Source organism: Pseudoalteromonas sp. 120-MNA-CIBAN-0494, assembly GCF_040308885.1.
GTDB classification, from domain to species: Bacteria; Pseudomonadota; Gammaproteobacteria; order Enterobacterales; family Alteromonadaceae; genus Pseudoalteromonas; species Pseudoalteromonas nigrifaciens.
In genome coordinates, this window is record NZ_JBEOOE010000028.1 from 1 (window position 1) to 12523 (window position 12523).

A 12523-nucleotide genomic window follows, 5' to 3' on the forward strand; every position below is an offset into this window, starting at 1 on the left:
CTTTATTTTTCGAGTCAACACTTTGTTTTAAACTTTCTTTTTGGAAGATTTAAAACCGAAGTTTTATTTAACTCTCTGAGTAGTTCGCGTCTCGCTAGGCGTTGTCCGCTGCGCGTCGCCATATCCCGTCTCAGTGGGGTCGCATTATAGGGAGCCGCAGATTTTACGCAAGCGTTTTTATCGCCTTTTTTGCATTTAATTTTTACCCCAAAGATACACAAGCCAGACCCACAGGTTACCCACAAAAGCCTGTGGACAAGTCATTTTTTTACCTCGATTACTAAACTATTTCTCAAGCTTATGCTAAGTTGCGCGACAGATTTAAACTCGTTGATTAGGCAAATAGCATGACAGATATAATAAACAGTATAAGCAGCCTCTTATGGGGCCATGTTTTAGTATACTTATTAATAGCAGCAGGGCTGTTTTTCACCATTCGCCTTCGCTTTATTCAATTTGTACAGTTTCCTCACATGATAAAAGTGATGTTTTTGAGTCGTAGAGGTTCAGGCGATGGCATCTCTTCATTCCAAGCCTTTTGTACTTCACTCGCAGCGCGTGTTGGTACTGGTAATATGGCAGGTGTTGCAGTTGCACTTTATTTAGGTGGTGCTGGGGCTATTTTTTGGATGTGGCTTATTGCTTTAATTGGTATGGCGACTAGTTTTGCCGAGAGCACATTAGCGCAAGCTTATAAAACGCGTGATGAACAGGGGAACTTTCGTGGTGGCCCTGCTTATTATATGGAATATGGTTTAGGTAAGCGCTGGATGGGCGTTATTTTTTCACTGTGTTTAATATTAGCGTTTGGTTTTGTATTTAACGCAGTGCAATCAAACTCTATTGCAGCTGCATTTAAAGTCGCTTTTGATATTCCGAACTATGTAGTAGGTATTGCTTTAGTTATTGGCTCTGGGATCATTATTTTTGGCGGTTTAAAAACTATTTCTCGATTTGCAGAAATGGTAGTGCCTTTTATGGCTCTTGCTTATTTACTAGTGGCTTTGTACGTTTGTGCTTTAAATTACTCTGAGCTACCTGGTGTTTTTATGCATGTTATAAATAGTGCATTTGGCATTGAGCAAGCAGGCGCAGGCGCAATTGGCTACGGCGTTATGCAAGCGATGATTCAAGGCATTAAACGTGGCTTGTTCTCAAACGAAGCGGGTATGGGTAGCGCTGCTAACGCAGCTGCAACAGCAACACCTAACCCTCCCCACCCTGCTTCACAAGGGTATGTGCAAATGTTAGGCGTTTTTGTTGATACTATTGTAATTTGTAGCGCTACTGCGGCATTAATTTTATTATCACAACAACTTACTGCTGGCTCTGGTTTAACGGGCATAGCTTTAACTCAAGCAGCACTTGAGGAGCATGTAGGTAGCTGGGGTGCAATATTCGTTGCGATTGCTATTTTATTCTTTGCTTTCACATCTATTGTTGCTAATTACTCTTATGCAGAAACAAATTTATTATTTTTAGAGCATAACCATGCATACGGCATGTTGATTTTTAGATTGTTAGTATTAGGTATGGTGATGTTTGGCGCTATGGGTGAGCTACCATTAGTGTGGACTTTAGCTGATATATCTATGGGGTTAATGGCTATTGTGAACGTTATAGCATTATTTATGTTGTCAGGCGTAGTTGTTTGGCTTGCTAAAGACTACAACACGCAACGTCGTGCTGGGAAGTTACCAACCTTCGATCCAACTAAAAATAAGCATCTTGATAAAACAATTCCAAAAGGGATTTGGCATAAGTAATTATAGCTAATATTGGTTAAATTAAAGGGAAGCTATATTGCTTCCCTTTTTTTGCTTTTAAAACACACCCATTACTGGTTCGCTTTTACATACCTAATTACGCTTCACTCTACACCTTCGTACAATAACCTAAGCCTCAGAGACGCATGAGACCTAACCTCCCCCTCTAAACTTAGTAACGATGATCTGGCGATTTAAATGGTAACGCTTTGCCGATTACTTATTGCTAACGCCTAGTAATCGCTACTCATGGTAAGCATTTAGTTTTGCATTGTAATACGTTCTCATGCGGTAAATACAAAACCCTATACTAGTGTATAGAGTCCTCATGTTTTGATTAGTATTCTAACTAGATGAAGTGTAGCCATGTAGCTAAGCGCTGCGGCGTTATTTCGTTACGGGATCTTTGGCATTATCAGCAAGTGTGGCTATTTAAATACGTGTAATAACAATAAATAGCTAATTGCTTAATTGGAAATACTTATTTAGGTAAGGCTGTAGACTTTAAGATATAAATAAGCACTGAATCTAGCGTTATTTAAGGTAACTATTCACTTAACAGACTGGGTTTTATTGTAGTAACAAGATGTGTAGTTTTATTATAACGAATTGATGCGTAAATACTGACTAATGTTATTGCCAGCTTATAGCATTGTTATAAGTAGTAATAGCAAGAAAGTGGTGCCCGAGGCCGGAATTGAACCGGCACGACTTGTTAGTCGAGGGATTTTAAATCCCTTGTGTCTACCAATTCCACCACTCGGGCATCGAGTTTGCTAATTAAAGCGTGTGGAGTAAATTATATGGAGGCGGAACCCGGAGTCGAACCGAGGTAAACGGATTTGCAATCCGGTGCATGGCCACTCTGCCATTCCGCCTAAATGTATCCAAATAATTTGGAGCGGCACACGAGGCTCGAACTCGTGACCTCGACCTTGGCAAGGTCGCGCTCTACCAACTGAGCTAGTGCCGCATTTTATTCTATAAGCAATGGTATTTACTTATACTATAAATTAGTATTTTATTACTCTGCCACTTTATATAAAAGTGGTGCCCGAGGCCGGAATTGAACCGGCACGACTTGTTAGTCGAGGGATTTTAAATCCCTTGTGTCTACCAATTCCACCACTCGGGCATCGAGTTTGCTATTTAAAGCAAGTGGATAAAACTAATATGGAGCGGCACACGAGGCTCGAACTCGTGACCTCGACCTTGGCAAGGTCGCGCTCTACCAACTGAGCTAGTGCCGCATCATATTAGTTCTAAATTAAACATTTTATAAATTACACTTGGTAATGTAATTAAACCACAAAGTGGTGCCCGAGGCCGGAATTGAACCGGCACGACTTGTTAGTCGAGGGATTTTAAATCCCTTGTGTCTACCAATTCCACCACTCGGGCATCGAGTTTGCTATTTAAAGCATGTGGAGTGTTGCTATGGAGGCGGAACCCGGAGTCGAACCGAGGTAAACGGATTTGCAATCCGGTGCATGGCCACTCTGCCATTCCGCCTTAACAATGAGATAAACTGGAGCGGCACACGAGGCTCGAACTCGTGACCTCGACCTTGGCAAGGTCGCGCTCTACCAACTGAGCTAGTGCCGCATTTAATATTATTCAGTAAGCTTTCTATCAACTTGCAACGTATTGCAGTAAATATTCAGTAACTGATTAATTACCATTTAGTTTATCTTGGGGGCTATGCCCTCTCAACACGGACGCATTCTACAGAGATTATTAAACGCGTCAATACAAAAAATGCCACTTTCGAACTGTTTGATTATTTTTTATCTAATATGGTGCGTTATTAGACGTTTAGAATCAATTTTTGGTCAATTCACTCCATGCCGATACCAAATATTGCACCATAGAACTCAATGTTAGGAAGGTCGCAATATACAATAAACCAAAACTTAAATAATTCATCCAAGCATCGTATTGCCAAATTAGACCGATAATGGCTAACATTTGTGCTGCTGTTTTTATTTTACCCATATTAGATACAGCTACGTTATCACGCTTACCTTGTTCTGCCATCCATTCACGCAGTGCAGAGATAACAATTTCGCGGCTTATTATAATAAGTGCCGGGATAGTCATATACATAGACTGATAATGCTCTGATAACGCGACTAAGGCAGCGCACACCATAACTTTATCGGCAACGGGATCTAAAAACGCACCAAAGGGAGTTGATTGCTCAAGTTTACGTGCTAAATAACCGTCGAGAATGTCGGTTATTGATGCAAACCAAAAAATAAAGGCGGCAGCAAAAAGCGCCCATGAATAAGGCAAATAAAATACCACCAAAAAAATGGGGATAAGAAAAAGTCTAAAGGTTGTGAGTGTGTTTGGAATATTCCACATAACTGCTTGGGTATGTCTTTTTTGCTATATTCGCATGAAGGGCTAACCCTTGTCATGCAAATGGTTAAATATCTTGTCAGCCATGTCAGGGCTGATCCCCGGTACTTTCTTTAACTGTTCTATATTAGCAGCTTTTACCCCTTGCATGCCCCCTAAATATTTTAATAATGTTTGTCGGCGCTTAGCACCTACGCCATTTATTTCTTCTAATAATGATTGCGTTCGTTGTTTTTGGCGCTTATTACGGTGCCCCGCAATAGCAAAACGATGTGATTCGTCGCGTATATGCTGAATTAAATGCAGTGCAGGTGCATCTGAATCCATTGGAATAGTTTTTCGACCACCGTCTATTAACAGTGTTTCGAGGCCGGGTTTACGGCTTGTACCTTTAGCTACACCAACTAACAAGGGCATTTTTGCATGTGGCCAAGTAGCAAAATACTGCTCTGCACGCCCTAATTGCCCTTTACCACCGTCTATAAAAATCACATCGGGTATTTTATCTTCATCAACTAATTTGTTGTAGCGCTTATTAAGCGCAAACTCCATGGCAGCATAATCATCTCCACCGGTTATTCCAGTCACGTTGTAACGCCTATACTCTTTAGTATTGGGTCCTTGTGAATCAAATACCACACAGCTAGCAACCGTGTTCTCCCCCATAGTATGGCTTATATCAAAACATTCCATTCTGGTTATATCATCAAGGCGTAGGGTAGCTTTTAATTGCGCATAGCGTTTATTAATAGAGTCTTGGGTGCTTTGCTTAACGGTAATACTATTTAATGCGTTTTTATTGGCTAACTGCAAATACTGGGCACGCTCACCCCGAGTAACTACTTTAAGAGTTACTTTACGCTCACTTATTTGCGTAAGTGCTTGGCCTAATACGTCGCTTTCTTGTATTTCGAACGGCAAAATGATTTCTTTTGCGATACGCCCAGTTGCCCCCGGCGCTAAATAGTACTGGCCTAAAAACGAAGTCAATATTTCTTGTTCACTTGAGTCTTTTGGCACTTTTGGAAAGTAGGTTTTACTGCCCAATACTTTATGGTCGCGGATCATCAATAAGTGAATGCCATTTAAACCATTTAGGTGTGCAAAGCCTACAACATCCATTTCTGCAAAATTACCCGAAATAGACTGTTGTTCCTGCATTTTACGCAGCAACATTATTTGGTCACGCACTTTTGCAGCCAACTCAAAATTTAGCTGCTGGCTAGCTGCTTCCATTTTTTTAATGAGATCGGCGATTACCTCATGTGATTTACCCGTTAAAAACTTACGCACATAATCAACTTGCTCAGTATAATCTTCATCTGAAACTTTATTTACACACGGGGCTGAGCATCGTTTGAGTTGATATTGTAAGCATGGTCGGCTGCGCGCACGGTAATAAACATCTTCGCATTGACGAATGGGAAATATTTTTTGCATCAGTCGTAAGCTTTCTGATACCGCCCCCGCACTTGGAAATGGGCCAAAATACTCACCTTTTACTTTACGACTGCCACGATGAAACGCTAATCGAGGATGTTTATGATTAGTAAGTAATATATAAGGATAGGATTTATCGTCGCGTAATAAAATATTGTAACGAGGCTGATACTTTTTTATCAGATTGTTTTCAAGTAATAGCGCTTCGGTTTCGGTATTAGTAAGCGTTACTTCAACATTACAAATATTACTGACTAAAACACGGGTTTTGCTGTCGGTGATGTTACTTCTAAAGTAACTACTCACCCGTTTTTTTAAATGCTTTGCTTTACCAACATAAATTACTTGATTGTCACTATCGAGCATACGGTAAACCCCGGGCTCACTCGATAGTGTTTTTAAAAACTGGACGTGATCAAATTCAGACATAAATTATGATTAGTACGATACGTCTATATCAATCATTTTATAGCGAATAGCTAAATGAGTCAGCTCTACATCGCCACTCACATTTAGTTTTTCAAACATACGATAGCGGTAGCTATTAACTGTTTTAGAGCTTAAATTTAAACGCTCAGCTATACTTTGTGCTTTTTCACCTTTGGTGATCATTAGCATTATTTGCAGTTCTCGCTCTGACAAACTCTGAAATGGACTTTCATCTGTGCGCCCACTTACCTGTGCTAATGCAATTTGCTGTGCAATTTCAGGTGCAATATAACGCTGCCCGGCATGCACACAGCGTATAGCACGTACCATTTCATCAGACCCAGCACCTTTAGTTAAAAAGCCATGCGCGCCAAGCTGCATTACGGTACTAGGATACGGATCTTCACAATTAACAGTAAGCACTATAATTTTTACATCAGGGCAATAACGACATATCTTTTTCGTCGCCTCAAGGCCACCAATACCGGGCATATTCATGTCCATAAGTACTATATTGGGTGAGTGTTGACGACAAAATTGCACAGCCTCTTCACCTGTTTTAGCTTCTCCAACAACTTTAAAGCCTCGTACATCGTCAAGAATCCGCCTGATCCCTGTTCGTACCAACTCATGGTCATCAACTAAAAGTACATTAATCAATGGAACATCCTCACTAGCCTAATAAAATGCAATTTAATAATATTAATTTGCCACAGTAACACAGTTAAAATAAAACAATAACCGATATTATTTCATCGTTTAAGGTGTGTTAATACATGTATATTAACAGATTAACACACCCAGTTTATTATGCTTTTTCGCTAAAGCGATCTACCCACAAAGCAATAACGCCATCACCGGTTACGTTACACGCAGTACCAAAACTGTCTTGGGCTAAATATAGTGCAATCATTAAAGCTACTGCGCCTTCATTAAAGCCTAGCATAGTTGTTAATAAACCCAGTGCCGACATTACTGCACCACCTGGTGCACCTGGTGCGGCAATCATTACTACACCTAACATCATAATAAATGGCAACATGCCCATTAATGAAGGTGCTTGCATGCTTGGTGATAAAAACATGACCGCCATTGCACAGGTTACAATTGTAATTGTAGAGCCCGATAAATGAATTGTCGCACAAAGCGGAACCGTAAAATTGGCTACGTCTTCTTTTACGCCATTCGACTTACTTGATTGTAATGATACTGGAATTGTTGCAGCGCTAGACATTGTGCCCAAAGCGGTAAAGTACGCTGGTAGCATATTTTTAATTAATTCGATTGGGTTGCGTTTTAGTAACAAGCCTGTAGATACATATAAAACAGTAAGCCATAACCAGTGCATAACCAACGCTGCAATAAGTACTACGCCAAATGCTTGTAGGGTATCAACAACTGTTCCTGCTACCGTCATTTCGGCAAATACACCTGCAATATAAAATGGTAATGCCGGTATTATCACCTTAGATAATAAGCCATCAACAATATCACGCCCCTGATCAGACACTGTTTTAAGCGTAGTCAATTCAAGCTGGCTCATGCCAATACCAAATATAAATGCGCTCATTAATGCAGTCATCACGCCCATTAGTGGCGGAATTTCTAAATCAATAAAACTACCAACTTGTGTCGCTGATTCAGCTTCAAATGTAATACCGCCACTTAAAAATGGAATTACTGTGCTAACCAGTAAAAAAGCCAGTGTGCCAGCAATAACAGTAGAGCCATAAGCAAAACCAACTGTTTTACCTAATAAGTGCCCTGACCCTTTTGGTAGTCCAGCAATACCCGATGCAATAAAAAATAAAATGATCAGCGGTATAGTAAAGGAGATCAATTGTCCAATCAGTTCTTTAACAGTATATAAAAGTTCAACGCCTATTAGTGGTAAATAGAGTCCAGCTAAGATACCGGCCACAATACCGGCAATTAATTTTAAGATTAACTTCATTGTGATTGCTTTCTTGAATTTAGATACTGTGTTTTTATCATGTTTTGCATAGCTTGTATCATAAAACTGTTCAACTGCAGTTCATTTGCACAAATAAGCAACAATACGGTGAGTATTAAGTCTTTAATAGATTAATTGTTAGAATATAAATAAATATAACACGCCTTTCAAAAGTTTATTTTTCTACTTAATCTGAACTCTGATTAAGAGATTTACTAACGTATTGAATCATAGTTATATTTAATTTTATTTTCTCTAGCCAGAAGTTTTCAATGAAAACAAGGCGAATTTACGCGTCAATAGCTGGCCTATTGCAAGTAAATTCAACGCAATTAGCGCTGAAAATAGCTGCTTGAGATAGATTTATTATCCGGAGCTCAGGTTCCTTAAGTAACACTTGTAATGATCACGAGGCCAAGTTTTTATTTAATTAGGGTTTATTTATCTTTTAAGCGTCGTTAGCGTCAATTAATGGGCAGTAACCACATTAAGAAGGCCCTGCATAGCTCAAAAATCAACCACACCACGGTAAATTCAAGCTTGAGAAATAAACACATCCTCGTTATAAGCCCAATAAATATATGTTATAGCCAAACTTTACTTTAAATTTTTTAAACTCACAGTAAAGTATGCTTATATAGTTAATAGCAAAACTACTAACATGTTAAGCGGATTGTATCCAAAGGAACATTATGTCTACTATTTTTGAAGATAACTCACTAAGCATTGGTAATACACCGCTGGTAAAACTTAACCGTGTTACCGGTGGCAACGTATACGCAAAAATTGAATCTCGCAACCCAAGCTTTAGTATAAAATGTCGTATTGGTGCATCAATGATTTGGGAAGCTGAAAAATCAGGGCAGCTAACGAAAGATAAAGAACTAATTGAGCCTACATCTGGTAATACCGGTATTGCGCTGGCGTTTGTGGCAGCATCTCGTGGTTATAAACTAACCCTTACCATGCCAAATACTATGAGTTTAGAGCGCCGAAAACTGCTCAAAGCATTAGGTGCAAACCTAGTACTAACCGATGGCGCAAAAGGTATGAACGGTGCAATTGATAAAGCAAAAGAAATTCAAGCAACCGCTCCCGATAAATATATTTTATTACAACAATTCGAAAACCCGGCAAACCCTAAAATTCACTTTGAAACCACCGGCCCTGAAATTTATGATGCCCTTGATGGTAAAGTAGACTTTTTTGTTGCAGGCGTTGGTACTGGCGGTACTATCACTGGTGTTAGTCGCTACCTTAAAAACGAAAAAGGTCTCAATGTAAAATCGATTGCTGTTGAGCCAACAAATTCACCGGTTATTAGCCAAACGCTAGCAGGTGAAGAAATTAAGCCTGGGCCACATAAAATTCAAGGTATTGGTGCTGGCTTTATTCCTGGTAACTTAGATTTAAGTGTGATTGATGGTGCAGAGCAAGTATCTAACGAAGATGCTATTGCGATGGCACACCTACTAATGAGACAAGAAGGTATATTAGTAGGTATTTCATCTGGCGCAGCGGTTGTTGCGGCGAAACGTATTGCTGAAAAGCCTGAAAATGCAGATAAAAATATAGTGGTTATCTTACCAAGTGCCACTGAGCGTTATTTATCAAGCCCCATGTTTGATGAAGAGTTTAGTGAACAAGAGCTCGTACAATAAGTATTTTGTTTGAAAAAAGGATGCTCTTAGCATCCTTTTTTATTACTTATTTATTCACCCCCCTTTACATCCGTGCAATAAAGCCACACACTTTGTAAAGAATGAATAAATTATATTGATGATGAAAAAACTAACCTCTTTTTTAAGCTTAACTTTTTGCCTATTTATTATTAGCTGCACTGAAGAAGTTGCCCAAGTTAATAGCACGCCGGGCGATGCTGCAACGGCTTATTTTGACGCGCTTTATAATCAAAAAAATCTGCATAAAGCCAGCACTATAGCAACCCCAAACCTTGCCCGCATTATGAAATCATATGGTACTGCTAAGCAATTTTCTCGCACCTTATTAAACATGCAATATGATCAAGTGGTTATAGAAGTTGATATGTCTAATATGAGCTTACGGGAGCAATATGGCGACTCGGCTAAAATTAATCTTATATTCACCGGCACTCTAAATGGTAAAAAAATTGATGATATGCGCAGCGTTAAAATGCGTCATAAAAAAGGCCTATGGTATATAGATAAAATAGTGACCGATCCTTACGCTCGTTAACTTAAATGAATTAAACGCAAAAAGGCCTTACATTTGTAAGGCCTTTTTCGTTTTAGTTATTACTTAAAGCACTGCGTTATAGCTCACCAGGTTGAAAGTTATCAACTGCTATGGCTTGCTTTCTTAATTTATTAGCATGATGCATTGCATCGGCATCGGTTTGCTTTAATAAATCGTTTTCAAGCGCATAATTAATCGCCCCCTCAATATCAAGCGTAGCGGGCACCTTCCCTTTACGCTGCCATTGTTTTAGATCTTTAAATTGTGTTTGCATATCATGCATTGCTAAAAATGCACTTTCCATTACACCCGTACCCGCGTTTTCATCCACATAACATAAATGCGTTAAACGGTTTCTAAACACACCTGGTTGAGTCATATGTTTACAAATACTTTGTGCAATGGCATCACTTGGTTTGTGATAATGATTACCGAGTGGGAATACAATACGTTTGAGCACAAAGTTAACCACAGGGTTTGAGAAGTTTTTAAAGAAACCATCAAATGCTTGGCCAATTTCATACAATGACGTTTCTATTGCGTATTTAACAAAGGGTAAGTCGGCTTGTTGACGCCCTTCGTCTTCAAAACGTTTTAGTACGGTTGACGCTAAGTACAAATGGCTTAATACATCACCTAAACGTGCCGATATCATTTCTTTACGTTTAAGTTCTCCGCCTAACATGAGCATGGCTACATCTGTACATATGGCAAGGCCACGGCTCATTCTTGTCAGTTGCTTATAGTAAACTGCTGTTTCGCCACTTACCGGTGCTTTAGCAAAACAACTACGCGTTAAACCATGCACAAGTGCCATGCTGGCGTTGCACGCGGCAAACATAATATGGTCCATTAATAAACCATCAAATTGCTCTAATGCAGCGTCATCATCTTCCATCGCTGCCGCTTCCATTTCTTTTAATACAAACGGATGACAACGTGTGGCACCTTGGCCAAATATCATTAAATTACGGGTTAAAATATTAGCGCCTTCTACCGTAATCGATACTGGGATCCCCATATAGCCATGCGCTAAATAGTTATTTGGACCAACCTGAATGCCTTTACCTGAATGAATATCCATCGCATCGTTCATTACTGTACGACCCATTTCAGTCATATGGTATTTAGCAATAGCGGTAACAACTGAAGGGCTGAGTTTTAAATCAATTGCACCTGCCGTCATTAAACGACACGACTCAAGCGCATAGGTTAAACCACCAATACGTGCAAGTGCTTCTTGTACACCTTCAAATTGACCAATAGACACACCAAACTGTTGGCGCACCATGGCGTAAGCTGAGGTCATTTTAGCGGCTAAATGCCCTGTTGCTGTACTTAATGCTGGCAATGAAATGCCACGCCCTGCACTTAAACACTCAACCAACATGCGCCAACCACGTCCAGCGCCTTGCTGCCCGCCTATAATCCAATCCAGTGGAATAAACACATCTTCACCGTACGTTGTGCCATTCATAAACGCCATATTTAGTGGGTAATGGCGCTCGCCAGTTTCAACTCCAGGGTGATCAGTAGGGATAAGCGCACAGGTAATTCCCAGCTCTTTTTCTCCACCTAATAAACCATCAGGGTCATACATTTTAAAGGCAAGCCCTAAAACCGTTGCCACAGGCGCAAGCGTAATATAACGTTTTGACCAATTTAAACGCAGGCCTAAAACCTCTTCGCCATTATGCTCCCCCATACACACCACGCCTGAGTCAGGAATGCTTCCTGCATCAGATCCGGCTTCTGGACCTGTTAGTGCAAAACAAGGTACATCTTCACCAGTCGCCAACGTAGGCAACCAGCGGTTTTGTTGCTCTGTAGTACCGTAATGTAGCAGTAATTCACCTGGGCCTAAGCTATTAGGTACCATTACGGTAACAGCTGCTGTTAAGCTTTTTGTGGCAATTTTTGACACTATAGTAGAGTTTGCAATCGCAGAAAATTCACGCCCACCAAATTTTTCAGGAATTATTAATGCAAAAAAACCTTCCGATTTTAAGTAATCCCAAACATCTTTTGGTAAGTCTTTATCTTTTTGCACAATTTGATAATCGTCAAGCATAGCCAATAAAGTCTCTACTTGATTATCCATAAAGGCGTTTTCTTTATCACTTAGCTCAGGCTTAGGAAAGCGGTGCAGCTTTTGCCAGTCTGGGTTACCACTAAATAACTCACCATCCCACCAAACATCACCAGCTTCCATTGCCTCGCGCTCGGTTTGTGATAACGGCGGTAATACTTTTTTAAACATTTTAAAGGTAGGTCGACTGATTAAATTGAGGCGAATATTTTTAACTGCAAATATAACCACCACCACGACCAGCAATATAATAAAAAATGTCAT

General features: G+C 39.9%; 8 protein-coding genes and 8 tRNA genes. 3 read left to right on the top strand and 13 right to left on the bottom strand.

The features are described 5' to 3' along the window. Positions 1-347: 347 nt before the first annotated feature. A complete protein-coding gene (locus AAEY55_RS14265) occupies positions 348-1766 on the top strand; it encodes a sodium:alanine symporter family protein (protein WP_011328579.1) in 1419 nt (472 codons plus the stop codon). Positions 1767-2445: 679 nt separating this feature from the next. On the opposite strand, the gene AAEY55_RS14270 is transcribed toward AAEY55_RS14265, so the two are convergent. From AAEY55_RS14270 to AAEY55_RS14325, 12 genes are all read right to left on the bottom strand, one after another. Next, positions 2446-2532: transfer RNA gene (locus tag AAEY55_RS14270), tRNA-Leu, on the bottom strand. Positions 2533-2570: 38 nt separating this feature from the next. Next, positions 2571-2644, bottom strand: a tRNA-Cys gene (locus tag AAEY55_RS14275). Between the two features lie 19 nt (positions 2645-2663). Beyond that, positions 2664-2739, bottom strand: a tRNA-Gly gene (locus AAEY55_RS14280). 75 nt (positions 2740-2814) lie between these two features. Further along, positions 2815-2901, bottom strand: a tRNA-Leu gene (locus AAEY55_RS14285). 39 nt (positions 2902-2940) lie between these two features. After that, positions 2941-3016 (bottom strand) — tRNA-Gly (locus tag AAEY55_RS14290). Between the two features lie 64 nt (positions 3017-3080). After that, a tRNA-Leu gene (locus tag AAEY55_RS14295) sits at positions 3081-3167 on the bottom strand. 37 nt (positions 3168-3204) lie between these two features. Continuing rightward, positions 3205-3278 (bottom strand) — tRNA-Cys (locus AAEY55_RS14300). Between the two features lie 17 nt (positions 3279-3295). After that, positions 3296-3371, bottom strand: a tRNA-Gly gene (locus AAEY55_RS14305). A 216-nt stretch (positions 3372-3587) separates the two neighbouring features. Next, the gene (gene pgsA / locus AAEY55_RS14310) at positions 3588-4133 is read right to left on the bottom strand and encodes a CDP-diacylglycerol--glycerol-3-phosphate 3-phosphatidyltransferase (RefSeq protein WP_011328580.1); all 546 of its coding nucleotides are present in this window, start codon (positions 4131-4133) and stop codon (positions 3588-3590) included. A 42-nt stretch (positions 4134-4175) separates the two neighbouring features. Next, positions 4176-5999 carry an excinuclease ABC subunit UvrC gene (gene uvrC / locus AAEY55_RS14315; protein WP_089368515.1) on the bottom strand — a complete coding sequence of 608 codons (1824 nt, stop codon included), beginning with the start codon at positions 5997-5999 and terminating at the stop codon, positions 4176-4178. 9 nt (positions 6000-6008) lie between these two features. Further along, positions 6009-6659, bottom strand: coding sequence for a UvrY/SirA/GacA family response regulator transcription factor (gene uvrY / locus AAEY55_RS14320; protein WP_011328582.1), 651 nt, complete (start codon positions 6657-6659; stop codon positions 6009-6011). Between the two features lie 148 nt (positions 6660-6807). Next, positions 6808-7953 (bottom strand): dicarboxylate/amino acid:cation symporter, encoded by a 1146-nt coding sequence (locus tag AAEY55_RS14325; RefSeq protein ID WP_089368517.1) that lies wholly within the window; start codon positions 7951-7953, stop codon positions 6808-6810. A gap of 692 nt (positions 7954-8645) precedes the next feature. Here AAEY55_RS14325 and cysK point away from each other — a divergent pair. Then, on the top strand, positions 8646-9614 hold the full coding sequence (gene cysK / locus AAEY55_RS14330; RefSeq protein ID WP_011328584.1) for a cysteine synthase A: 969 nt from the start codon (positions 8646-8648) through the stop codon (positions 9612-9614). A gap of 121 nt (positions 9615-9735) precedes the next feature. After that, the gene (locus AAEY55_RS14335) at positions 9736-10170 is read left to right on the top strand and encodes a hypothetical protein (RefSeq protein WP_179808249.1); all 435 of its coding nucleotides are present in this window, start codon (positions 9736-9738) and stop codon (positions 10168-10170) included. Between the two features lie 76 nt (positions 10171-10246). Here the strand turns inward: AAEY55_RS14335 and AAEY55_RS14340 are convergent, their stop codons facing one another. Beyond that, positions 10247-12523, bottom strand: coding sequence for an acyl-CoA dehydrogenase (locus AAEY55_RS14340; RefSeq protein ID WP_011328586.1), 2277 nt, complete (start codon positions 12521-12523; stop codon positions 10247-10249).

Bases quoted from the DNA above. Each gene is read 5' to 3' on its own strand.
- AAEY55_RS14265 (WP_011328579.1), top strand. From the start codon at position 348: ATGACAGATATAATAAACAGTATAAGCAGCCTCTTATGGGGCCATGTT.
- pgsA (WP_011328580.1), bottom strand. From the start codon at position 4,133: ATGTGGAATATTCCAAACACACTCACAACCTTTAGACTTTTTCTTATC.
- uvrC (WP_089368515.1), bottom strand. From the start codon at position 5,999: ATGTCTGAATTTGATCACGTCCAGTTTTTAAAAACACTATCGAGTGAG.
- AAEY55_RS14325 (WP_089368517.1), bottom strand. From the start codon at position 7,953: ATGAAGTTAATCTTAAAATTAATTGCCGGTATTGTGGCCGGTATCTTA.
- cysK (WP_011328584.1), top strand. From the start codon at position 8,646: ATGTCTACTATTTTTGAAGATAACTCACTAAGCATTGGTAATACACCG.
- AAEY55_RS14335 (WP_179808249.1), top strand. From the start codon at position 9,736: ATGAAAAAACTAACCTCTTTTTTAAGCTTAACTTTTTGCCTATTTATT.
- AAEY55_RS14340 (WP_011328586.1), bottom strand. From the start codon at position 12,523: ATGACATTTTTTATTATATTGCTGGTCGTGGTGGTGGTTATATTTGCA.